Source organism: Streptomyces sp. NPDC001709 (genome assembly GCF_053596375.1).
The window spans coordinates 24,278-48,192 of sequence record NZ_JBSFGB010000051.1; the positions used below are offsets into that span (position 1 = coordinate 24,278).

The 23,915-nt window shown below is 69.7% G+C and carries 16 protein-coding genes and 3 pseudogenes; 11 read left to right on the forward strand and 8 right to left on the reverse strand.

The window, feature by feature from the left end:
* Positions 1-733 precede the first annotated feature (733 nt).
* The 8 genes from ACWC0C_RS42330 (at position 734) to ACWC0C_RS42365 (ending at position 10,660) form a co-directional block, all read left to right on the forward strand.
* Positions 734-1,444 (forward strand): response regulator transcription factor, encoded by a 711-nt coding sequence (locus tag ACWC0C_RS42330; protein WP_450870046.1) that lies wholly within the window; start codon positions 734-736, stop codon positions 1,442-1,444.
* Positions 1,441-2,880, forward strand: a complete 1,440-nt coding sequence (locus tag ACWC0C_RS42335; RefSeq protein ID WP_450870047.1) for a sensor histidine kinase — start codon at positions 1,441-1,443, stop codon at positions 2,878-2,880. Before ACWC0C_RS42330 ends, ACWC0C_RS42335 begins: the two co-directional genes overlap by 4 nt.
* A 24-nt stretch (positions 2,881-2,904) precedes the next feature.
* Positions 2,905-4,893, forward strand: coding sequence for a glycoside hydrolase (locus tag ACWC0C_RS42340; protein ID WP_450870048.1), 1,989 nt, complete (start codon positions 2,905-2,907; stop codon positions 4,891-4,893).
* 344 nt (positions 4,894-5,237) lie between these two features.
* Positions 5,238-5,360: a serine hydrolase gene (locus ACWC0C_RS42345; RefSeq protein ID WP_450870050.1), complete on the forward strand. Its 123-nt coding sequence runs from the start codon at positions 5,238-5,240 to the stop codon at positions 5,358-5,360.
* A gap of 613 nt (positions 5,361-5,973) precedes the next feature.
* Positions 5,974-6,927 (forward strand): quinone oxidoreductase family protein, encoded by a 954-nt coding sequence (locus ACWC0C_RS42350; RefSeq protein ID WP_450870052.1) that lies wholly within the window; start codon positions 5,974-5,976, stop codon positions 6,925-6,927.
* A gap of 93 nt (positions 6,928-7,020) precedes the next feature.
* Positions 7,021-7,824, forward strand: a complete 804-nt coding sequence (locus ACWC0C_RS42355; RefSeq protein WP_450870054.1) for an IclR family transcriptional regulator domain-containing protein — start codon at positions 7,021-7,023, stop codon at positions 7,822-7,824.
* Between the two features lie 610 nt (positions 7,825-8,434).
* Positions 8,435-10,153, forward strand: a complete 1,719-nt coding sequence (locus ACWC0C_RS42360) for a hypothetical protein (protein ID WP_450870055.1) — start codon at positions 8,435-8,437, stop codon at positions 10,151-10,153.
* Positions 10,154-10,660 carry a hypothetical protein gene (locus tag ACWC0C_RS42365; RefSeq protein ID WP_450870057.1) on the forward strand — a complete coding sequence of 169 codons (507 nt, stop codon included), beginning with the start codon at positions 10,154-10,156 and terminating at the stop codon, positions 10,658-10,660.
* 446 nt (positions 10,661-11,106) lie between these two features.
* Here ACWC0C_RS42365 and ACWC0C_RS42370 read toward each other — a convergent pair whose 3' ends face one another.
* Positions 11,107-11,736 carry a hypothetical protein gene (locus tag ACWC0C_RS42370; RefSeq protein ID WP_450870058.1) on the reverse strand — a complete coding sequence of 210 codons (630 nt, stop codon included), beginning with the start codon at positions 11,734-11,736 and terminating at the stop codon, positions 11,107-11,109.
* Between the two features lie 125 nt (positions 11,737-11,861).
* Here ACWC0C_RS42370 and ACWC0C_RS42375 point away from each other — a divergent pair, with 125 nt between their 5' ends.
* Complete coding sequence (locus ACWC0C_RS42375) at positions 11,862-12,452, forward strand: snapalysin family zinc-dependent metalloprotease (protein WP_450870060.1); 591 nt, start codon at positions 11,862-11,864, stop codon at positions 12,450-12,452.
* Between the two features lie 179 nt (positions 12,453-12,631).
* On the opposite strand, the gene ACWC0C_RS42380 is transcribed toward ACWC0C_RS42375, so the two are convergent.
* Entirely contained in the window at positions 12,632-12,853 is a 222-nt protein-coding gene (locus tag ACWC0C_RS42380) for a hypothetical protein (protein ID WP_450870061.1), read from the reverse strand.
* A 1,001-nt stretch (positions 12,854-13,854) separates the two neighbouring features.
* Between ACWC0C_RS42380 and ACWC0C_RS42385 the strand changes: the two genes are divergently transcribed.
* On the forward strand, positions 13,855-14,379 hold the full coding sequence (locus ACWC0C_RS42385; protein ID WP_450870062.1) for a hypothetical protein: 525 nt from the start codon (positions 13,855-13,857) through the stop codon (positions 14,377-14,379).
* Positions 14,380-14,561: 182 nt separating this feature from the next.
* Here ACWC0C_RS42385 and ACWC0C_RS42390 read toward each other — a convergent pair.
* Positions 14,562-15,599: pseudogene (locus ACWC0C_RS42390) on the reverse strand (IS256 family transposase); the annotation flags it as partial.
* Positions 15,600-16,611: 1,012 nt separating this feature from the next.
* Between ACWC0C_RS42390 and ACWC0C_RS42395 the strand changes: the two are divergent.
* Positions 16,612-19,380, forward strand: a complete 2,769-nt coding sequence (locus ACWC0C_RS42395; protein ID WP_450870064.1) for a SpoIIE family protein phosphatase — start codon at positions 16,612-16,614, stop codon at positions 19,378-19,380.
* 35 nt (positions 19,381-19,415) lie between these two features.
* Here ACWC0C_RS42395 and ACWC0C_RS42400 read toward each other — a convergent pair whose 3' ends face one another.
* The 5 genes and pseudogenes from ACWC0C_RS42400 to ACWC0C_RS42420 form a co-directional block, all read right to left on the reverse strand.
* On the reverse strand, positions 19,416-19,715 hold the full coding sequence (locus ACWC0C_RS42400) for a PucR family transcriptional regulator (RefSeq protein WP_450870066.1): 300 nt from the start codon (positions 19,713-19,715) through the stop codon (positions 19,416-19,418).
* Between the two features lie 477 nt (positions 19,716-20,192).
* A pseudogene (locus ACWC0C_RS42405) lies at positions 20,193-20,740 on the reverse strand (transposase); the annotation flags it as partial.
* A gap of 34 nt (positions 20,741-20,774) precedes the next feature.
* A pseudogene (locus ACWC0C_RS42410) lies at positions 20,775-21,700 on the reverse strand (IS630 family transposase); the annotation flags it as partial.
* Between the two features lie 15 nt (positions 21,701-21,715).
* On the reverse strand, positions 21,716-22,369 hold the full coding sequence (locus ACWC0C_RS42415) for a LysE family translocator (RefSeq protein WP_449199941.1): 654 nt from the start codon (positions 22,367-22,369) through the stop codon (positions 21,716-21,718).
* Positions 22,370-22,613: 244 nt separating this feature from the next.
* On the reverse strand, positions 22,614-23,861 hold the full coding sequence (locus ACWC0C_RS42420; protein ID WP_450870068.1) for a serine hydrolase domain-containing protein: 1,248 nt from the start codon (positions 23,859-23,861) through the stop codon (positions 22,614-22,616).
* Positions 23,862-23,915 lie beyond the last annotated feature (54 nt).

Below are 23,915 nucleotides of genomic sequence, written 5' to 3' on the forward strand. Positions count from 1 at the left end.
GCGGTGGTGGGCCGCATCTTGCTGCCCGAGCCCACCCCCCTGCATCGCCCGCACCCGTCGGCTCCTGGCACGCCGCGGCGGCAACGTTGCCGTGGTCCTGGTCGACCAGGACCACTTGAAGGCCGTGAACGACACGATGCGCCAGCCTCGCGGGCATTGCCGCCGGGTCCTGCTGTCACGCGTCACGTCGTCGCGCTGAATCCGGCGCGGCGGAGGGTGCGGGCCCGATTCGTACCCCGAGGAGCAGACGTCCGGACCAATGCGGGATCCGTCGTCTCGTCCACCTGGACGCGGTCCACGGCCGTGCACTGCTGCAGCTCTGCCCCTTCCCGAGGTGGGCTCGCAAGGCGTCGCACCGGCCCGACTCCTGCACCGGGCTCTAACATGCATGCGGGGCACAGGTCCGCTTGTCAACACCCCAAGGCGCCGCACCGGTAGAGCACTTGACCACCGAGCGCACCAGTGCACTCTGCGCGGCAACGCACGCCGCAGCCGGGTGCGCATCATGCAAACCGCCCGAACAACAGGCCATCCCGTCCACCAGCCACGCCTGTTCGGTCCAGCACCAAGCCTGGAACGACGGACTGCTCGACCATGTCGCCCCGCCCACACCGCCTGCGGGCACGGCGAACGAGTACGTACAGGGGCTGCGGCCGCGCCACCTGTGGCCGTGCCCTTCCCGGGCGCTGGTGAAGGCGTTCCCGACCGGCCACGGTTTGGCAGGCTTGCCTCCATGAGCAGTGTTGATGGGGGCGTGCGTGCGCCGAGGATTCTGGTGGTCGATGACGAGCCCGAGGTGCGGTACGCCGTGGAGGACGGCCTCGCCGTGGAGGGGTACGACGTGCGTGGGGCGGAGGACGGGCAGGCCGCGCTGGCGGAGGTGGCGTCCTGGGAGCCCGACGCCCTGGTGCTCGACGTGATGCTGCCGGGTCTGGACGGGCTGGGGGTGTGCCGTCGGCTGCGGGCGGTCGGCGATCGTACTCCCGTGCTGGTGCTCACAGCGCTGGGCTCGGTGAGCGAGCGGGTGGACGGACTGGACGCGGGCGCCGACGACTATCTGGTCAAGCCCTTCGCGCTGGACGAGCTGGTGGCGCGCATCCGGGCGCTGCTGCGCCGCAGCGCACCCGCCGAGCCCGCGGAGGCGGCGGGGCTCGTCTTCGCCGATCTGGTGGTCGACCCGGCCACCCGGACCGGGCGGCGTGGGGCGCGCGCCATCGAGTTCAGCCGGACGGAGTTCGCGCTGCTGGAACTGCTGCTGCGCAATCCGGGCCAGGTCCTGACGAGGGAGACGATCCAGGAGCGGGTGTGGGGGCGTGCCTTCGGGCCGGAGTCCAACTCGCTGGCCGTGTACGTCGGTTACCTGCGGCGCAAGCTGGAGGCCGACGGCGAGCCACGGCTGGTGCACACCGTGCACGGCGTCGGATACCGACTGGACCTGCCGTGACCGCCCCGCGGCGGCTCCAGTGGCGGGGCGGAGCCCCACGCCCCGGGTGGCCCCGGCGACCCCTGCGGACCCGGCTGACCCTGGCCGCCTCGCTCGCCGTGGCGGTCGTCGTGGTCGGGGTGTGCGCCGCCGCCTTCCTGGTGATCCGGTACCAGCTGCTGCGCCAGCTCGACCTGCACCTGACCCAGTCGGCGCGGCTGGCCGCCCAGCAGTACCGGCACGAACCGGCCGGCGTGGTGCAGGGCGAGTGCCGGTACCTCGCCGCCCCGGCCTGCGCCCAGCTGGTACCCGCCCGGCCCGGCGACGACCCCGAGAAGTCCTATCTGCTGCCCGTCACCGGCACCACCCGCGCGGTCGCCGCCGGCACACACGGCGCCTACTACAGCGAACTGCGGCTCGCGGGCCACCGCGCCCGCATGTTCACCACACGGCTGGACGACGGCCGGGCCCTGCAGGTCGCCGTGCGCGCCGACACCGTCGACCGGGGCGTGCGGCAGGCAGCGGAACTTCTCCTCGCCGTGGGCGCGGGCGGCATCCTGCTGGCCGGTGGCCTCGGCTTCTGGGTCTCCCGTACGGGCCTCGCCCCGGTCGGCCGGCTGACCGCGACGGCGGAGCGCATCACCGCCACCCGCGACGCCCGGCACCGCATCGAGCTGCCGCCCGGCCGCGCGGGCCGCGAGGACGAGCTCACCCGGCTCGCGACGGCCTTCAACACCATGCTGGAGGAACTGGAGAAGTCCGTCAGCGCCCAGCGCCGGCTGGTCGCCGACGCCTCGCACGAACTGCGCACTCCGCTGACCGCGCTGCGCACCAACGCCGAGCTGCTCGCCCGGTCCGCCCGCCTGACCGACGCCCAGCGCGAGCGAGCCGCCGGGGCGCTCGGCCGCCAGCTGCGCGAGGTCACCGTACTCGTCAACGACCTGATCGAGCTGGCCCGGGAGGAGGAACCGGATCCCCTGGTCGAGGACGTGCGGCTGGCGGGCGTCGTCGGCCACGCCGTGGACGCGGCCCGTGACCACTGGCCGGAGGTTTCCTTCCGGCTCTCCGTCGCTCCGGGAGCGGGAGGCGGCACGGTCGCCGGCGTACCGGCCCGGCTCTCCCGGCTGCTGTCGTGTCTGCTCGACAACGCGGCGAAGTTCAGCCCGCCCGGCGGACCCGTCGAGGTGACGCTCACCGGCTCGGAGGACAGGCTGGAGGTCACCGTCCGCGATCACGGGCCCGGCATCGCCGGCGAGGACCTGCCGTACGTCTTCGACCGCTTCTACCGTGCCCGCACGGCCCGCGCCCTGCCCGGCTCCGGGCTCGGCCTCGCCATGGCCCGCCAGATCGCCCACGCCCACCACGCCGGCCTCACCGCCGAACACGCACCCGGCGGGGGCGCACTGTTCCGGCTCCGCATCCCGGCCCGGCACCGAGAGCTCTCACAAAGTTCTTAGACCGCCCCGTGACAGTGATGCCCCATGAAGGCCAGGAAGATCAAGAAGACCAAGAAGAAGATCGTCGCGCTGAGTGCCGCCCTCACGGTGATCGGGGTGGTCGGCACGGCCACCGCGTTCGGCACGGGCGGCCGGGACGGGCGGCAGGTGGAGGCGCACGGCAACCGGGTCACCGTACCCGTCGCCGGTGGGAAGGCCGTGGTGGACACCACCTCCCTGGCCGTGCGCGGCCAGGCGGACGACGGACACGCCTGGCAGCTGTCCGCTCCGGCGGCCGACGCCCTCGGACCCGCCGGGACAATCTCGGTGCACGGGGACAAGGCCACCTGGGGGTACCCGGCGAAGGGGCTCATGGTCACCGCGGCGGCGCGCGACGGGCGGCTGGCGGTGACCGTGCGCTCCACCCGCAAGGGCACCCTGACCTGGCCGGTGACCGCCGTCGACCCGGACACGAGCGAACTGCAGGTCCCGCGCGGCGAGGGCCTGTCGGTGCCGGTCGCCGACCGCTGGTGGAACTCCACGGGGGCCGGGCTCGCGGGCTCGGAGGCGGGTATGTCCGACGGTCTGACCATGCCGTTCTGGGGCACCAGCCTGCGCGGCGGGCACGGCGCCAGCTACATCGCCGAGTCCGACATCGGCACCACGCTGAAGTTCGTCTCCGCCGACGGCCGGCTGCACACGGAGACCGAGCACGCGTTCTCCCCGTCGCAGGACACGCTCGACTACACGCTGACCTTCGCGCTCACCGACGGCTCACCGGTGGCCGCCGCTCGCGACTACCGGTCCCGGCTGCAGGCCGACGGCGGCATCACCACCCTGCGCCAGAAGATCGCCCGCAACCCCGAGGTCGGCAAGCTGGTGGGCGCCTTCCACGCCTACACCTGGGGCCAGGCTCGCACCGCCCAGGGCATAAGGCGCCTTCGGGAGCTGGGCATCGACAGGATGTGGCTCGGCTACGACGCCGACGGCTCCCCCATGGACCGCTCGGCCGTGAGCCTGGCCGAGCGGTCCGGCTACCTCGTCGGACCGTACGACTCGTGGGCCAACGCCCAGGACCCCGCCTCCGCCGACACCTCGGTGTCCAAGTGGCCCGCGCCCGTGTGGCAGGAGGCCTGCGTGCGGGGAGCCGACGGCAAGATCGTCACCGGTTTCGGCGGACGCGGCTGCTACGTCAGCTCCGAGGCGTTGCGGCGCGCCGAGCCGACCCGGCACTATCTGACCGACCGCACCCGCGAGATGACCGCGAACGGCGCGAACAGCTACTTCCTCGACGTGGACGCCGCCGGCGAACTGTTCACCGACCACTCCCCCGCGCACCCGATGAACCAGGCGCAGGACCGCGAGAACCGGCTGCGGCGGATGGCCTGGCTGTCCGGCCACCGCAAGCTGGTGCTCGGCTCGGAGAGCGCCGGTTCCTGGGCGAACGGTGCGCTCGCCTTCAGCCACGGCTCCGGGACCCCGGTCCCCGACCAGCTGTGGGCGCTGGAGCGGGACCGCGCCACCTGGGGCGGCTACGCGCCGGCCGGCGCGCCCGGAATCTTCTTCAAGCCCGTCCGGTTGCCGGCCGACGTCGCCAAGGCGATGTACGACCCCAGGTACCGGGTGCCGCTGTACCAGACCGTGCTGCACGACTCGGTGATCAGCACCGAGCGCTGGGAGTTGTCCTGGTCGAAGCTGCCCGACCAGAGCCGCACCCGCGCGCTGCTGGCCATGCTGTACAACGTCCCGCTGAACCTCGTCCTCGACAAGGCGGAACTGGACGCGCACGGCGAGCAGATCGCCCAGCTGCAGAAGTACTTCGAACCCCTGCACAAGGCCGCGGCGACCCAGCCTATGACCGGCTTCCGGCTGCTGACGCCCGACCGGCTGGTGCAGCGCACGACGTTCGGTGACGGCGTCCTGACGGTCACGGCCAACTTCTCGACCCGCACCCACGACGGTCTGCCCGCAGGCTGTGTCGACGTGGTGGTCAAGGGCGGCAAGGCCCAGCGGTTGTGCCCGGCCGCCCTGTGAGGCCAACTGGCGTGCCAGTACGTACGAGGCGCAGGACGCCAGGCTCGCCGACACGGCGATACAGGCACCGGTGGCGATCCCGGCAACGGCAACACCGTCCCACATGACAGAACCGCTCGTCGACCCCGTCCAGGTACGCCAAGGGGGTTGCTCCGCTTGACGCGATGGTGCTGGCTGTCCCTCCAGTGAGTTCCGTACTCGTACTGGTCGCCGCACCGGAGTCGCGGTGCCGCGGTCCTCGTCACCGGCTCCATCACGGACGCGACCTGTGCGCGCTGGGCCGTGGCGGACAGCGTGGCGGACCTGCGCACCGGCCGTCCCATGAACACCACCGACCGGCGCGCGTGGGCAGCGTCACCAAGACGTTCACCGCGACGGCCGTCCTCCAACTCGCCGCCGAGCGGCGGCTGTCCATGCACGCGCCCGTCAAGTACTACCTGCCCGGCCTGATCCACGGACACGGGTAAGGACGGCCACCGGATCACCGCCCGCGGTTCCGGCGGCACACCAGCGGGCTGCCCGACTACCTCGACGCACCCGAATGGAACCCCAACTCGCCGAGATGCGGCAGACGGTGACAACGAATCCCGACCGGTTCTGGCCCGGCGCCCGCTACGGCCTCGACCTGATCCCCTCGCCCCTGTCCTGCGGTGGCACATGGTGGGGCCGCGGGCAAAGTACCGGGCGGGCGCCCAATGCGCCGACGTGACCGTCCCGTTGGATTCCGTGCGGGCGAGGCCGCTGCCCGGGTCCCAGAGTCGGCCGTCCCGGCGCTGGGGCGATGAGTTGCCCTCCTCCCCCGTACTGCCGGCCGTCTCGTCACATCCCCCGTCGGAAACATGCGCGGCAGCAAGGAGGGCGGTATCACTATGTCTCTGGGAAAGAGCGAAAGCAACTCTTGAATTCACATTCTCACACAGCGAGAAGTTCGATGTTGAACCTTCTCGGGGAGCGAGAAAAAGGTGGCCCTTTCTCGGCTGGTGAGAAATATGTATGAGGCAGGGTTCCCAGTTCGGGGGCGACGCGTGGATGCCCTAGCCTGTCGGCGTACCCCACCCTGCCCCCGTCGATAGGAGTACCGTGCGCGCCATTGTCATGAGGGAATTCGGCGGCCCTGAGGTCCTGCGACTCGAAGAGGTTCCCGACCCCGAACCCGCGCGTGGACAAACCCCGCTCGATGTGCGGCTGGCGGGTGTCAATTACGCAGATGTCCACGTTCGTGGCAACACCTACCTCGCGCCGGTCGCACTGCCGTACGTCCCGGGCAACGAGGTTGTCGGCACCACGCCGGACGGCAAGCGTGTCGTGGCGCTGACGCAGGGCGGCGGCTACGCCGAGAAGGTCGCCGTGCACCGCAGGCTGCACTGGGAGATCCCGGACGAGATCACCGACGAACAGGCGGTGCCCCTGGCTCTGCAGGGGAACAGCGCATACCACCTCCTCTTCACGGTCGCCAGGATCGCCGAGGGGGAAACGGTCGTCATTCCCGCTGCGGCCGGGGGCGTGGGGTCGCTGGCCGTCCAGCTGGCGCACCGGGCGGGCGCCCGCGTCATCGCTCTTGCCAGCACCGCGGAGAAGCGTCAGCTGGCCCTGGAGCTAGGCGCGGCCGTGGCCGTCGACTCCTCCACCGAGGACGGCCTTGCGGAGCGGATCCTGGACGCGGCGGGAGGGCCGGTCCAGGCCGCGCTGGAGATGACCGGCGGCAAGACGCTGCACCAGACCCTCGAAGTGCTGGCTCCGCGCGGCCGACTCGCCGTGTACGGCTTCGCCGGCGGGGAGCTCGCCGATGTCTCCGCGCACACACTGCTCCAAAAGTCCATCACCGCCGCGGGTTTCTGGCTCCCGCACCTGTACACCGACCGGACGCTCCCGCTGGCGGCGTCCATGAGGGAGCTCTTCGACGCCGTCGGCAACGGCACGCTCAAGATCGTCAGCGGCGGTACCTTCCCGCTGGCCGACGCGGCAAAGGCGCACAGCATGCTCAACAGCCGAACCGGCATGGGCAAGTTCAGTCTCGATACAGTCACGCATTAATCTTGGTGCCCGGAACGTATGCGGTAGCACCGACACCGGTGCGGCCGCGTTCCCGAAGAGGGGCGCGCGGCGGGGACGAAGGGGGTACGGCTGATGGGCGGGCAGCGCGGAAGCGGGACCGGTTACGCCGAACGTTTCATGCGAGTGCAGCAGGCGTTCATCACTCTGGGCCCCGGCGCCCACCGGTTGTCCGCACTCGCCAGGGCAGCCGATCTCGATGACTCCACCACTGGCCGCATGCTGACCGCCGGCACCTACAACAGCACCTTCGTCCGGGTCGACCGAGGCTTGTACGAGCTCGGCAGCACGGTCGCCGACCTGGGGCTCCACGCCCTTTCCGAGGACAGACTCTCCGGTGGCGAGGCCAACCGTGTCCTTCAGGGCCTGCGAGAGGCGACCGACAGCGGTCTGGTCTTCCTGTACATGCGGGCCCCGTTCGGCACGGCCGGCAGGCAGTGTCTTGACATGGCGGTGGGGGATTCCGACCTCGTCGAACTCGGCATGACGCCGCGCGAGGTGCTCTCCGTCACCCGTTCGCTGCGCACCGGTGCCTCGGGCCGGACGATCCTCGCCTACATGCCCGCTCAGATACAGCAACGTGTCGCCGCCGACCCGGTCCCGGAGGAAGCGGGCCCCGGCGTCATCCGGGACGGCGACGAGCTGCTCGCCTCACTCGCAGACATCCGCGACCAGGGTTACGCCCTGGGGCGCCAGGAGTGCATGGCGAAGTGGAACTCCGTCGCCGCTCCCGTCATCTGGGACGGTGCGATCTGGGGGGCGGTCCTGCTGCTCAAACCCATGGACGTCATGCCGGAAGCCCCCCACCGCTATATCCATGCCACCATCACCGCGGCGGCCCGGCTCAGCCGACTCGGCGGAGCCTCGTCGGTCGACTGACCGCCGACTCCAGGCGCTGAACGCGCCATGCCCCTACATCGCGGGCGCCCAGCAGCGCTGCGGGCATCGCGGCCAGTGCAGGTCGATGACTCATTACGCCAGCCGGTCTGTACGGCAAGCGTCAGCAGCCCCTCTGCCTCTGCCGAGGCGAGTTCCGCCACCTCGGCGGTGAGAGCTGCCCGGGCGGCAGTGGCCGGCTCCTCAGCCGTTGCCGCTGCGCGGCCTTCTTCTTCGCCTCAGCCTGTCGGACTGCCGCTTCGCACTCGGCCAGGTGACGTTCGACCTGGTCAGCGCCCCGCGCTCCCGCTCCTGGCGCTTCCGCTCCTGGCAAGGACCATGACCAAGTGCCTGTCCACACAGGAGTCTGTGGACACGGCTTGATGATCCAGCTCAAGAGAGTTCGGTTTCTCGCGACGGACACCGCATGCCTCCTCGTAGAGCAGACGAAGGCACCACCTGTACCGCTACGCACCACTGCCCTTGGTCCGACTCGCGAACCCATGAGGTACCTGTGGCTCTCCTCTCCACACTCCGTCTTCACCGCCACCCGCGATCGCGGGGGCGTCTCGCCGTCGGGTTGCTGGCACTCATCGCCGGAACCCTGCCGAGTGTGTCGGCCGACGCCGCCACCCCGCCCTCCGGATCGGTCAGCGACACTGCGCCCACGACCACGTGGAGCGCCGGTCCCTTCGCCGTCCCGAACGTCTCCGGCAGTGCGGGAACGGTGAGCTGCGGGAACGCGCAACTCTGCGACGACTACACGCTGAAGGTGTCAGTGCCCGTGGGCTACGACGCCGCTCACAGCCTGCGCATCGACGTCAAGTGGCCAGACTCGGCCGCCGACTTCGACCTGTACGTCCTCGACGCCAACGGCCGCGAGGTGGCCGCCTCCGCCTCTTCCAGCGACCCCGAGACCGTGCTGCTTCCGGCTGCGTCGGCGTCGTACACCGTTCGCGTGGTGCCGTACGCGCCGCTCGGTGACAGCTTTACCGGCACCGCGAGCCTTATCGCCAACCCGGCCGATCCGCCGCCGAGTACGGCCACCCCTCCGACGTACGCGCACTCCTCGGCACCCGGCAGCATCACGGACGCGCACAACGCAGGTGAACCCTCGATCGGCGTCGACCGCGCGAGTGGCGCCGCGATGTTCCAGGCGTACACTTCGACGCTCAAGGTCACCTATGACAGCGCCGGCGCCGCCACGTGGCAGGACAAGAGCGCGAACGCGGCCAACGGCTGCCCCCAGGGCAGCACCACCAGCCTCGACCCGATCCTGTTCACCGACCCGGTCACCCACCGCACCTTCGAGTCGCAGCTCGCCGGCAAGACCGCCCTGACCTGCTACACCGACGACGACGGCGAGACATGGACACCGACGGGCGGCTCGGGCATCAACTCCGGTGTGGACCACCAGACCATCGGCGGCGGCCGCTTCACCACGGCCCAGCCGGGCGGCGTCACGCCGTACCCGAACGCCGTCTACTACTGCTCCCAGGACATCGCCGACGCTTCCTGCGCGGTCAGCCGGGACGGCGGTCTGACGTATGGGCCGGCCGTCCCGATGTACTCGCTATTGGACTGCGGCGGCCTGCACGGGCACGTGAAGGTCGCCCCGGACGGCACGGTGTACGTGCCCAACAAGGGCTGCGGCGGCCACCAGGCTGTGGCCGTCTCCGAGGACAGCGGGCTGACATGGGCCATCAGCGAGAACCCGGCCAGCACCCCTGGTGACTCCGACCCGAGCGTGGGCATCGGGGCCGGTGGGACCGTCTACATGGGCTACCAGAACAGCGACGGCACGGCCCGTATCGCCGTCAGCCACGACAAGGGCAAGACGTGGCCGTACGACCAGAACGTCGGCGCGGCCCTCGGCATCAAGAACGTCGTATTCCCCGTCGTGACCGCGGGCGACGACAACCGCGCCGCCTTCGCCTTCCTGGGCACCACCACGGGTGGCAACTACCAGGACGCGGGCGCCTTCAAGGGCGTGTGGCACCTGTACGTGGCCACCACCTACGACGGTGGCCAGTCCTGGGTCACCGTCGACGCCACGTCCACCGACCCCGTCCAGAGGGGGTCGATCTGCACGGGCGGCACCACGTGCGGCAAGGACCGCAACCTCCTGGACTTCATCGACGTCACGATCGATGCCCAGGGCCGCGTGCTCGCCGCCTACGCCGACGGCTGCACCGGTACCTGCGCGACCGGCGGCGCGCAGAACTACGACGCACTGGCCTCCATCGCCCGCCAGTCCTCCGGCAACACGCTGTACGGCGCATACGACGCCGTGGTCCGCGGCAAACACAAGCAGCCCGAAGTAGGCCACTAGATGAAGTCATCGCCCTCGGCCGCCCTACTGGTAGGCGCCGTCCTCAGCCTGGCCGCGGTCGCCGGATGCTCGGCGACGAACAGGCACGCCGAGCCCCCGCGGGCAACGCTGTACGCGGCGGGGGAGGCAACTGATCCGCCGGTCGGGAAAACGGCCGGCGCTGCCCACGGCGGCGGCTGTCCCACTACCGCCTCACTGCCGCTCCCCAAGGACTTCCCGGAGAACCTGCCAGTACCCGACGGCGCGGTCGTGACCTTGGTGGAGCACCGCACTGGCGGCCGACTCGTCGTCACCACTGTCGTACGGAGCGGGTTCCACGCCGCCCTGTCCTTCCTGCACAAGCAGCTCCCCAAGGCCGGATACGCCCCGAAGGAGGGCGAGGTGGAGAAGGACGACGCCGAGTCGAACTTCTCCTCCACGACCGTCCGGGGCCGCTGGACCCTGCGGAAGATGCCCGACTGCGAGGGAGGGGTGTACCTGACGTACCTGACGTCCGCCGCCTCCTGAACTCGGCCCGGCCGAGGCCTCTGCCCCGGCCGGTGGAACCGCGAGTGGCCATCTTTCACGGAGAGCGGCAGCGCGTGCGGCGTCGGCCGAAGGGTGGCCCCTCGGGCCACAAGACCGCTGGTGAAAAGGTGCATCGCAAGCCTGACTGCCCGGCCTGCCAAAGGACGGTGACGCGGCAGCCCCGGACCAACGATCAGGGAGATCACCGGCAGGATCCGGCGCCTGCGCGGGCGTCCGGGTTTACCGGCACCGGGAAGGATGCCGTCGACCAGGGCCAGGGTCTGCGTGACGTAGTTGACGTTGGCTGCCGTAGCAATGGCCTTGAACGGGGTGCCCTTGCCGTCGCGTGCAGCTCGGCGATGTCGTTCGTGGCGCGGTCGTACCGGTTCTCGCCATGCAACCGCGCCATCGTCGCGATGTGTTCGAAGACGTGGGGCGCGCCCCGGTCAGTTCGTAGACGGGGCGGGACGGCGGAGCCGGGTTGAGCAGGAGGTGCTACGACCTCCGCCACGTCGGCTGCGGCGACCGGCGAGGTCCGGGCGGAGCCGAACGGAAGGCGGACCGTCCCGTCGCGCAGGATCGAGGAGACCGCGCCCCGGGGCGAAGAGCGGATTGTCCATGAGCACCGTGGGCCGGACATGGACGACGGGCACCCCCGACCAGTCGAGAACGTGCTCGGTCAGCCAGTGCAGCCGCTGCTGCCGGGACTCGGCATCGCTCGTGAGGTTCATCTGGCACACCGTCATCTGCGAGATGTTCACCAGCAGATCGAGGCCGTCGCCCTCCCGGCAGGCTGCTGCTAGCGCCGTCGCGGCCTCCAGTACGCGGGTGACGCACTCATCCCGAAGTAGGCCCGGTGGCAGCCCGCCAACGCCGCCACCACGTCGGCGCCACGGGTGGCCTGGGCGGCCGAAGCGCTGCTGATGGACGGCGTGGCCGATGCCGTTGCCAGCCGGCGAGTACCACATGCCGAAGCGCCGGGCCGCGCTCTCCCGAAGAAGGCGGTCGTCGGCGTTGCGGCTGTCGACCTCCAGCACGAGGTGGTCGACGTAGGCGACGGCACTCCCGGCCCGCACGTCGTCGTATTTTGAGCCAACTTGACAACGGCTGAGCCTCGATTGCCGGGAGAGAGGTTGTCGTGCTCGCGGCGAACTCGTTTACTGCGGGCAGCAGTTGAGACTCAAGGAGGTGCACCAGTCTCATGATCAAGCGAATTGCTGCCCTGACGGCACTTATCCCGGTCATGCTGAGCTCTACGGTCGGGGCCGCTTCGGCGCACTCCGCGCCGCACGTCACCCCGGCTGTGGTCACGCTGACCTACGACGCCCGCGATGCCGGTCAGTGGGCGGGCCCGATCAAGCAGGCCGTGCAAAACTGGAACAACGCGGTGCACAACGTGCGCCTGGAGCCGGCGAGCACCGCCGGCTCGGCCGACTACGTCTACGAGGCGACCAGCGGCTGGCCGCAGACCACGTTGGGGCCGATCTTCCCCGGCGGCAACGGTGACGTGCAGCTAGGCCGGCAAGCGGTGGACGAGGGCTACGACGCGACCCGGATCGCGGCGCACGAAACCGGGCACATCCTCGGGCTGCCCGACCACTACAGCGGCCCGTGCTCGGAGCTCATGTCCGGCCACGGCCCCGGCACGTCCTGCACGAATGCCAAGCCGGACGCGGCCGAGGCGGCGCAGGTCGACAAGAACTACGCCACCGGCACGCCAGCGGTGCGCCCGCATCACCACCAAGTGGTGATCGACATCTGGTCCGGCCGGGTTCTCAACGGCTCGCACTGACTGGCCAGCAGCACGCCTGCCACGGCGACCTGCTGCGGCAGAGGGCCGGCCGGTTGACGGGCGCCGTGGCGTCCAGATTGGCGGCCTCGGCGCGGATTTGAGCATCGGTTGCGTGTCCGACGTGTACCACTTGGGCTTGGGTGCGTGATGCCCTGGCGCGCATGAGTGGGTCGTCGGCCTTAGGCATGGCCAGATCCTCGGGCCCCGAGGTCTGCGACCAGTTGGCCAGTCCGCCCGGGCGATGGCGTCACGTCCGCCGGACGTTCCAGCCCGACGTTGAGCACGGTGGCACCATTGAACGTGACCATGGTGGGCAAGTGGCGCAGGTAGCCGATGCCGCGGACGCCCATTGCCAGCACGAGGAACCGTGTGTCGAGGTCACGGTTGCGGATGGTGGCCATGGTCGATCCTGCGGTGGAGAGTAGGTGTCCGTGGCTGACGGCACGGCCATCCGGCGGCGGTCGGGGAAAGCGCGGCTATTCCGTAGTCGGATCCGATGTCTTTGTGGAACCAGTCTGCGTCGGCTTCGAAGCCCTCAGCCTTCCCTCGGGCCGAGTCCGTCCACGCAGGCCATGGGCAGCTTCGGCAGCAGGGCGGGCACCTGCTCGGGCGTGATGGCCTGGTCCGGCCGGAAGACCAGGCACCCCAGGCACCCCAGGCACCTGCCTGCGCAGCAGCGAAGATCGTCTCGTACACGTCGACAGTGGCAATGTCGTCGGGGGGGCGGACGGTTCGGATGAGCGTGGCGTGGGTGGATCCAGCCGGCCCGTGGTGGGCAGCTGGGAGGACACTCCGCTGGCGAGCCGTGCAGGGAACGGTTGGGCAATTTCATGCCGGCTTCGAAGTCGCGGCGATGTGTCAGAAGTCAGGCCAGAGGAGGCCAGCCGGGTCGTATACGAGTCCGGTCCCGCAGGGGCCCGCGGGTGTCGGTGTCCGCGCCGCGGAGCAGAAGCTCGTGGTAGGGGCAGGCGCGCGGTTCGTCCAGCGCCTTCCACTCACGCCGGTCGAAGACGGTGGCCACGGGGATGGGGACGGGGACCTGCTGATGCTCTGCGAGGAGCGAGGCGGGCCATGTCCCCTGTGGTGGTGTAACCGCGTCGGGGGATCTTCGGTCGTGGGGTAGATCGAGTCCATTCCTTGATGGATGGAGCCAGCCAGGACTGAATCCGGATCTTGAGTGGTGGGTGCCTCTGCGGCAAAATCGACAACCATGATCAAGGGGGAATCGACTTTGGCGGGCAGCACGTTGGCAGGCCGGCTTCCCGGCTTGGTGCGTGTTGTACTCGTGTCGGCGGTTTGCTGCATCACAGCGGTCGGGTGCGGTGGGACTTCCACGGGTCCGACCGACGAGGGCGCTGCCAGTCCGTCCGCTGCCAGCCCGTCCAGCGGCCGAGTACCGGTCGTGGACGCCACGCAACTGCAGTCCGTTTTGCCCACAGGTCTCAACATGCCCGCGGACTTGTCTGAGGAACGAACGGTCCATGCCTGGGACTTAGCGAAGGAGCCTTCCCAGTGCCAGGACGAGGAGTGGCCCGATGGCTGGTGCGCCAGGGCTGGCGCGGTGGGCCTTTCTGCGTTCACCGATCTTGCCGATCAAGAACTCGGGATTCACCTGGTCTCTTTCCCCGACGAACAGTCGGCGACTCAAGCTTTCAAAACGAGGGATAAATCGGATGATATGGGGCGCTATCCAGGTCCGGCCGGAGGGTCTGTGTATACGCTCGACCTCGTTGCGCCGAGGGACAATTTGCTCTGGACGGGCAGAGGCACGACCTTCCAGCAGGGCACGGTCATCGGCAGGATCGAGTACGCATGGAAGCCGGGAACGCACGTGCCAGCCGACCGTCTGTTGGCGGTGACGCGCATGGTGATCCAGCGGATCGATGAGAAGGAAAAGGGCTTGAACCCTACGGCCTCGGCGCACTGAGGCAACGGACGTCGTACGGCGTCGGTCGCCTGCCGTCCGCGCGGAGGTGGACGTCGCCGACCTTCACAAGGTCTCACTGACCTGTGCCCCCTGGACGACGACGCCTCCAAGCGGACTCGCACCAACCACGCCAGGCTCGGCGCGCTCGATGACCTGTCCGTGCTGAGAGCGCACCCAGGCGGTCATGGCTCCTGCGGTGCTGTAACCGCGTCGGGGGGATCTTCGGTCGTGGCGTAGATCGAGTCCATGCCGCTCTTGGGGAGGTAGCTGCGTGGGAAGGCGATCCATTCGTCGTGCATCTCGATGAGGACGGCGGTGGTGAGCCGTTCGAGGGCGGCGGGGTTGGGGAAGATCTGGACGACGTCGACGCGCCGCTTGATCTCGCGGTTGACCCGCTCCAGGGGGTTGGTGGACTGGATCTTCTTCCAATGTCGCTCGGGGAAGTCAGCGAAGGCGGTCAGGTCGGTCTTGGCTTCCAGGAGCATGACTTTGACCTTGGGGAATTGCCGTCCGAGCATGTCAGCGACGGTGTCGAGCTGGGAACGGACCAGCTCGGCGGTGGGCTGGGCGAAGATCGTGCGAATCGTCGCGGCCACCATCTCGCCGGAGTCTTTGCTGATCACAGCGAAGACGTTGCGCAGGAAGTGAACGCGGCATCGCTGGTAGGCGGCGCCGAGCATGACCTTGCGGACCGCCTTGACCAGCCCGGAATGATGGTCGGCGATGACCAGGCGGACACCGGTCAGGCCGCGTTCGCGCAGGGAGCGCAGGAACTCGGTCCAGAAGACCTCGATCTCGCTGTCGCCGACCATGAGTCCGAGGACTTCGGGGCCGCCGTCCTCGCTGATGCCGGTGGCGATGACCACGACTTGGGAAACGATCTGCTGCGAGATCCGGGCCCTGCAGTAGGTGGCGTCGAGGTAGATCTAAGGGAAGCGGACGTGGTCCAGGGGCCGGGTACGGAACACGTTCAGTTCCGTGTCCAGGGCGCCGCAGATGCGGGAGACCTCGCTGTTGGAGATGCCGGTGTCCGCGCCCAGGGCCTTGACCAGGTCGTCCACGCTGCGGGTGGACACCCCGTGCACGTATGCCTCCATGATCACGCTGTAGAGGGCCTGGTCGATTCGGCGCCGGCGTTCCAGCAGGGACGGGAAGAAGGATCCGGTGCGGACCTTGGGAATTGCCAGGTCCAGGTCCCCGGCCTGCGTGGTCAGCACCTTCCAGGCCATCGCGCGTCCTCTCGTGAACTAGCCTCTCTACTCGGAGAGTTGCGCACTGGTCGCCCCATGACCAGGGGCTATGCGGAGATCGCTGTTACACCACTCGGTGGGACACCATCGCGAGGCGACGAAGGGAGTCCGCAGGTCGGGGGTGCGTGCATGTGCTCGTCAGCAAGGTCGTGGCCGACGTCGGCACGGGGATCGGGAAGTGCGGGCGACGATCGTGTTCGTAGCCACGTCGGGCCGCACCCGGCAGCAGTTGTCATCCGCCTCGTCGGGGCCGTCAGGAGCGACGGCCCGCCAGCGTTTCGCGGAGTGGTCGAGACGCGTTCCGGTGCGCTGCCCGGTCCCTGGGAGGGTGTCAGCAGGCGCTGTACCTCTCGTGATGAGTTGAACGCTTCACTTCGTGGGAGGCAAGAGCGCGCGCATGGCCAGGCGGAGGGTGTGCCGCTGCGGGAGACGATGGCTGCCCTGTCGGTGGCGGAGGAGCCCCGGGAGGGCCACCACCCTGTCAAAGAGTTTGATGGCGGGTCGATGCGGAGCCGGGCCGGTGTTCCTTCGCTTCGGCCGCGCCCAGATGCTGCCACTGCGGGCTGCGACCGGTAAAGCCCGGCGCGAGGCAAGGGACGAGTGGGGGTCAGTCGTCCCGTGTGCGCCAGTCGCGGCTGAAGTCACCGGCGAGCGGTGGAAGGCCGTCCACCCCGCCAGCTGGGGCGCCCCACGGGACACCCATCCGGACCCGTGCCACCCTGCAAGCAGCGGCCGTCATCGCCGAGCGCCAAGGCGTACAGACCGAGCCCGACCACCCGGGCACGTGGACCAGAGCGTTCCTGAGCAGAGAGCCGGCGGCGGCTGGCTCTCGCGCTTGCGCACTTGACCCGGGCCGGGCCTGTTGTCAGTGGCCGCTGTGAGGCTGGACGGCCCGGAAGCCGGGCTTTCCAACATGCTGCGTGACTCTTAAGCAGCAAAAATGATCTTTTCATCCTGGTTTGTGGACTGCTAGAAATAGACCATGAAGGGGCGTTTTGTGCTGTCCAAGGCGCTGGACCCCGTCGGCGTCGGGACGCCCTCGCCTGCCCCGGGCCGGCGTCGCTCCCCGCTAAGTGTGCGCAGCCTCGCGGGTCAGGTGTTCGTGCTGCAGCTGGTCCTCCTGATCCTGTTCGGCGTGGCAGCGGTCACGGCTCTGGTGCTCCAGGCCCAGGGGGCGAGCGTGCAGGAGGCGCGGGAACGCTCGCTCGTCGGTGCCGAGGCTTTCGCGAACGCTCCGGGGACGCTCGCCGCAATGGAGTCTGCCGACCCGAGTGCGCTGCTGCAGCCGAGGGCGGAGGCGGCCCGTAAGAAGTCGGGGGTGGACTACATCGTGGCGTTCAGCCCGGCCGGGTACCGGTGGACCCATCCCAACCCGCGTTTGATCGGCAAGCATGTGACCGGCACCTTCAACGAGGCTTTGGCAGGGCATCCCCACACCTCTACTTTCGGTACGCCCGTCGGCCAGGCCGTGGATTCGACCGTTCCCGTCTTGGACAGCCACGGCAAGGTCGTCGGGCTGGTGGCCGTGGGCATCACGGTCAAGAGCGTGCACCAGCGGGTGGCCGGGCAGCTGCCGATCCTCTTCGGCGCCGCCGCTGGTGCGCTGCTGTTGATGACGGGCGGATCGGCGCTCGTGAGCCAGTGGCTGCGACGGCAGACGCGGGGTCTGGAACCGGCTGAGCTCCGACGGATGTACGAACACCATGACGCCGTGCTGCACGCCGCGCGGGAGGGCGTGCTCATAGTCGACGCGGGCGGACGGCTCGTGCTCGCCAATGACGAGGCGCGACGGCTGCTGGGACTGCATCAGGGCGCGGAGGGGCAACCAGTCGCCGACCTGGGCTTCGAACCGGTACTCGCGGAGCTGCTGCTCTCGGGGCAGTCGGCGACGGATGAGGTACATGCGGTCGGCGAACGTCTGCTGGCGGTGAACGTACGCCCGACCGCGCCCTACGGCGGGCCCGCCGGCAGCATGGTCACCCTGCGCGACACCACCGAGCTGCAGGCTGTCACCGGAAAGGCTGCTGTGGCGGAGCACCGCCTGAGGCTGCTCTACGACGCCATGACCGGAATCGGCACCACGCTCGACATCGTCCGCACCGCCGAGGAACTTACACGGTTCACGGTCCCCCGTTTCGCCGACTACGTCAGCGTCGATCTGGTCGACTCGATCCTTCAGGGCGGCGAGCCGGAGGGCACGATGATGCGCCGTGCGGCCGTCACCGGCACCCACGAGGACCATCCGCTGTACCCCGTCGGCAAGCTCATCGACTTCGGCTCCGAGACCCCGCAGGCGATCGGGTTCGGCACCGGCGAACCCGTCCTCGAGGCGGACCTGCCCGCGCTGACCGGATGGCAGGAGGAGGATCCCGTCAACGCGCGCCGGATCATTGCCCACGGCATCCACTCGATGATGGTCATCCCGCTGCGCGCCCGCGGCATCCTCATGGGCGTGGCCAGCTTCTGGCGCTCTGAGCGGCCCGAACCCTTCGAGGAGGAGGACGTGGCGGTCGCCGAGGAGCTGGTGGCCCGGGCCGCGCTCGCCATCGACAACGCCCGCCGCTACACCCGCGAGCGCACCACGGCCGTCACCCTGCAGCGCAGCCTGCTGCCGCGCCGCGTCCCCGAGCAATCAGCGCTCGACGTGGCCTACCGCTACCTACCCGCGCAGGCCGGGGTGGGCGGCGACTGGTTCGACGTCATCCCGCTGCCCGGCGCCCGAGTGGCGCTGGTCGTCGGCGACGTCGTCGGCCACGGTCTGCACGCGGCGGCCACCATGGGCCGGCTGCGCACCGCCGTGCACAACTTCTCCGCGCTCGACCTGCCCCCGGACGAGCTCCTGGCCCACCTGGACGAGCTGGTCAGCCGCATCGACAGCGCCGAGACGAGCGAGGAGACAGGCGCGGGCATCACCGGAGCCACGTGCCTGTACGCCATCTACGACCCCGTTGCCGGGCAGGTCGCCGTCGCCCGGGCCGGCCATCCCGAGCCCGCCCTCGTGCTGCCTGATGGCACCGTCTCGTTCCCCGACGTGCCTGTCTCACCGCCCCTGGGCCTGGGCGGCGGTCTGCCGGTCGAGGCCGCAGACCTGGTTCTGCCCGAGGGGTCGCGGCTGGTGCTGTACACCGACGGATTGGTGGAGGACCGCGACCGGGACCTCGACACGGGCCTTGAGCAGCTGCGCGCCGCCCTTGCCGCCGCCGTGGACCGTACGCCGGAGGAGACCTGCGTGGACGTCCTCGGCGCGCTGCTGCCCGCCCGGCCCAGCGACGACATCGCCCTGCTCGTGGCGAGCACGCGGTTGCTGCCCGCCGACCGGATCGCCACGTGGGAGGTGTCATCCGACCCCGCGGCCGTGGCGCCGGTCCGCTCCGACTGCGCGCGGACCCTGGATGCCTGGGGCCTTGACGACATCGGGTATGCCGCCGAGTTGATCCTCAGCGAGCTGATCACCAATGCCATCCGCTACGGCTCCCAGCCCATTCGGGTCCGCCTGCTGTACGACCGCTGCCTGATCTGCGAGGTATCCGACGGCAGCAGCACCTCCCCGCACATGCGGCGGGCGGCTCTCACCGACGAGGGCGGTCGCGGCTTGTTCCTGGTCGGCCAGTTCGCCGAGCGATGGGGTACCCGCTACACGGCCCGCGGCAAGGTGATCTGGAGCGAACAGGCGCTCCACGATGGGCAGGGAGAACCCGGCCCCGAGGCGATCGAAGACCTCCTCGATCAGTGGGACGACTCTGCCCTGTAGAAGCAGCTGGCGCCCCGGGCGCACGTCGTCGCCGGTCAAGGGTGCGTGTGGCGCTCGTCGGGCAGCCAGTGCAGGGCGAACCAGACTTCCATGCGGACGCCGGGGCCCTGCAGGCCGACGTCGAGAAGCTCGGCGACCCGGGCAAGGGGGTGGCGCACGGTGTTGCGGTAAACCTGCAGGGCTACGGCGGTGCGGTCCCAGCTGCCGTGCAGGGTCAGCCATCTCCGCAGGGTGTCCGGCAGGGCAGTGGCGCCCGGTGCGCTGGCCGAATCCAGCGGGGCGAAGCGGGTCCGGGCGAGTTCTTGGGCGTCGGCAGGCGCAATGAGCGCATCCATGCTGAGCGCGCCCGGGCAGTGCACGACGGCAGGGGCCTCGACGGCGATCGCACGCTCCTGGGCGTGCTCGGCCTGGGGTCGGCCTGTGGCAGGTCGGGGACGGATGCGGGCGCGCTCAAGCCGAGGACCCAGCCGAGGTCGGCGGCCTGTGCCGGGGCGCTGGGCCGGGTATCCGGTCCGCTGGGGATCAGTGCGCTCAGGCTGGGGCCGTCGACGTACCGGTAGGGCGTGCCCGGTGCGCTGCCCCGTGTCGCGAGCTGGGCCGGATCGTCGCCGCTCGCCGGTGTGAGGGTGGAGCGTGCGGGGATGTGCCGGCCGTGGACCACGATCCAGTGCTCACCGGTCATCCGGCCCGCGAGGGCGGGTGCGACCTCGGCCGGGACCCCGAGCTTGAGCCTCACCAGCGCGCCGACGCTGTGGGTGTCGGTGCCCCAGAGCGTGCCGCGGGCTGGTCAGCCGGGCCGGCAGAACGGCTTTGCCCACGGGGCGGACACCCACAGCAGCGAAGCGGGTACGTAGCTCCCCTCGCGAGCCCTGCCGCCAGGCCAGGGTGGTGCAAGAATCCTGTCCGAGGCTGGCGGCCAACTCGCAGGTGTACGTTGGTGCCGTAGGCGGCGTCGGCCACCACGACCGGCGGCCTCATGCCCCAGTCGGCCAGCGTGTCGAGCATGTCCAACGCCGAACGCCACTTCTCGCGGTGCGTGACCTCGGGCGGAACGCGGGTGGCGGTCCGGCGGTCGATGTCCGGCACCCGCTCTTCAGGCAGGAACAGGCGCCATTGCAGCGGACAGAAAGCGGTGTCGCTCGCGGCATGGAAACCGACCGCGCCCAGGCAGTTGGCTCGCTTGCCCAACGCTCCGCAGTACTGCGCAGCCACGGCGACCGATATCCGGCCGTCCTTCGGCACCGATGCAGGTGATGCTCGTTGCTGTCCGGCAGCCGCGAAGCCATCGCCTGGATCGACTTACGGCGACCGTCCAGCATCAGCCCCGCAGGTAGCCGTCGCCCTGTGCCCGTCGATCCTTCAATCACCCGGAAACGGCTTACTCGAAGTGCGTCCACGCACCCAACATCGGGGCGGAGCTGGATGTGGCGTGGGCCCCGGCGGAGGGTTCGTTCGAGGTGCTCGTCGTCGGTGAAGGTGGTGTTGGCCAGTGGCCACGCCGTAACAGCGACCAGACGCCTCAACCGGATTCAAGTCCGGTGCGTATGAAGGCAGTTGAATGACGGTGAGCCAGTCGTGTACGGCCGCGTACAAACGCATTCCGGCGGCCCGGCGGGTGTTGAGATGGTCCCAGATCAGCACGATGGGAGCCTGGAGCTGGATGTGGGCACGCACGACCAGGTCACGGTAGTCGCTCCAGGCGAAGGTGTCGCGTCCCTTGCCCTTGTGCTTGCGGCGGCGTGGCCGGTAGATCAGCCGGGACGTCTCACCCGGGCTATAACAGCACATCGCCGCGATCGACCAGCGGCGCCAGGACCGGCCCCGCACCCGCACCACCGGCGTGTGCCCACGCCGACCCCAGGTGCGGGCACGTGGCGGCGTCATCGAAACCCGGCCTCGTCCTCGAAGACGACGTACACCCCCAGCACCGCCGCAGTCATTCCACCTGCGGCCACACATCCTTCTTCCAAAGACCCACCGCATGCTCATCGCGCTCCAGCGCCCGGCGGGCGGGACACTGCCAGGACCAGCCGTGCCGGTGCAGCAGTCGCCACAACCTGCTTCCGGGCAATCAGCACCCCGACCCCGAGCCAGGATCCACCGCTGGTCCTCCCAGCCATACACGGCCGGCCCGCGCCAACTCCCTCTCCAGCTCGGCGAACTGCTGGTCGGACAGGTTGGGCAGTTTCGGCGGCCCCGCAGAGGCCAGCGCGGCCATCTCGCCCTCCCGCCAGGCGCGACACCAGCGTTCCACCCACCGCTCACTCACCCGAAGGTCCTTCGCGATCACGGCAGTTCTCTCACCACGCCCGAACCGCTGCGTCACCCGTGTCGGTCAGTTGTCCGCGAGTGCCAGCTTGATGCCGAAGCCGACGAGTACCGAGCCGGTGATCGCGTCGATGGCCTGCTGCACCGAGCCGCGGTTCAGCCACCGGCGGACGAGCTGGGTGCCGAATATCAGCGCGCTGAACCAGACCAGCCCCTCCAGGTCATGCACGGTCGCCAGGACGACCCCCATCAGCAGATGCGGGGCGCCAGTGGGGATGAACTGGGGCAGCATCGCCATGTAGAAGACGCCGTTCTTCGGGTTCAGCAGGCTGGTGCCCAGCCCGCGCGACCAGGACCGTGCCCATGTCGCCTCCGCGGTCGTGGCTCTCGCTCCGCCCGCCGCATCCTCCGACACGGACCGGCCGCGCTCCTTGAGCGTCCGGCGCAGCATGCCGATCCCCAGCCACGCCAGGTACCCGGCACCGGCCACGCGCAGCGCGTCGTACAGCAGATGGGATGCCTTGAGCACCGCCGCGGCACCGACCGCTGCGGCCACGCCCCACACGAGCACGCCGCAGAGGATCCCCAGCGCCGTCGCGAAGGCCCGGCGCCTGTCCAGGGTGATGGCGGAGCGTAGCACCAGAGCGGTGTCCAGTCCCGGCATGATGGTCAGCATGCCTGCCACTACGGCGAAGGAGGCGATGGCAGAGGAAAAGGTCATGCGGTCATCCTGAAGCCGCGGCCGCGATCACGTCCAACACGGTCTGCTTCACTCCATATCAGCAGGACTGATGCCGCTGCTCGCTCGGCGCTTCGGCCCTGTGTCCGCCGGTACGGAGAAGTGAACCTCGACATGGACGCCCGCCTCGACCTCGCTGCGCTCTTGGACAACCGCCCGTGCCGGCCGGTGCCGCTGCCGGGAGCGGCTTGTGGTGGCCCGGGGTCGGCACGAACGGCCTGGGCGGCTACTTTCCCTGTTTGTTGCCGGAGGTGTCGCACAGCGCGCGGTCGACGAGGTCGCTGGCGGCCTTTTGCTGCCGGATTGTTTTATGGAGGTCGTTGAAGCTGGTGGACATGGAGACGGTGACGGTGCGGCTGCCGTCGTCGGTGGCGCCGTTCAGGGTGATGTAGCCGGCTTCGCCTCCTTCGTGGCTCCAGTAGCTGCCGCCACAGCTCAGGGGGCGGTTGACCAAGCCGAGGCCGTAGCGTCCGCCGGGCCAGAACGCGTCGAAGGGCTTGGGGACCGGGACGGTGTTCTGCATTTCGGCCACGCGCACCTCGGACAGCAGTTTGCCGCCCAGCAGTCCCTGGAAGAAACGGTTGACGTCTGCCGTAGTGGAGACATAGCCGCCGAGGTCGGGGACGATCTGTTCGGTGACGTCCGTCCGTTCGCCGGAGGCGAAGATCTGGTAGCCGTCGGCGTGCGGGCGGCGAAGGGTGGACGTGGTGCCCGGCAGGTAGGTGTGGTTCATGCCGAGCGGTTTCAGGATCCGGCTCTCGACCTCCTCCTGCCATGCGTGCCCGGCGGCTTTCTCGACGATCATGCCGAGGACGACGTAGCCGGTGTTGGAGTAGCTCCAGCCGGTGCCGGGCCGGAAGTCCGGGTGGTGCTTCATCGCCCGGGCGACGATCTGTTCGGGGGTGTAGGTGTCGTAGCGGTGCTGGTAGTACTGCTGCGGGGTGTCGTAGCCGGGAAGGTCGTCGTGGAGGCCGCTGGTGTTCTGCAGCACCTGGCGCACGGTGATCTTCCGTCCGTCATTGCCGTTGCCGTCGATCAAGCCGGGCAGCCAGCGGTCCACCGTGTCGTCCAGTGACAGCTTGCCGTCGTCGACCAACTGAAGGATCACCGTGGCCATGAGTGCCTTGCCGGTACTGGCTATCCGGAAGTAGCCGTCGCGGGGCACCGGGTGGTTCGCGCCCGCCACGGCGACGCCGGCGGTGGCCACCAGGTCCCGGCCGGAGGTGGTGGTCACCCGTGCCTGGACGCCGGTGATGCCCAGCGCCTGGATGGCATCGGTGTCCCGGCGCAGGTCGTCCTGCTGGTAGCCGGGCGTGGACCTCGCGGTCGCGCCGTCCGAGGGCTGGACGGCTATGGCCACACTCGCTGCGCCGACTGCGGCCACAGCGACCGCGAGCCACCGTCGGCCGATCCGGCGGTGACGTTGCTGGGACGAGCGGTTCTGCGGCGCGGAGGCCGGGGTTGTGGATCTCATGAATCACACGCTAGGTAGGCGTCGAGTTGCGTGTCGCTACCACAGGCGGCCGAT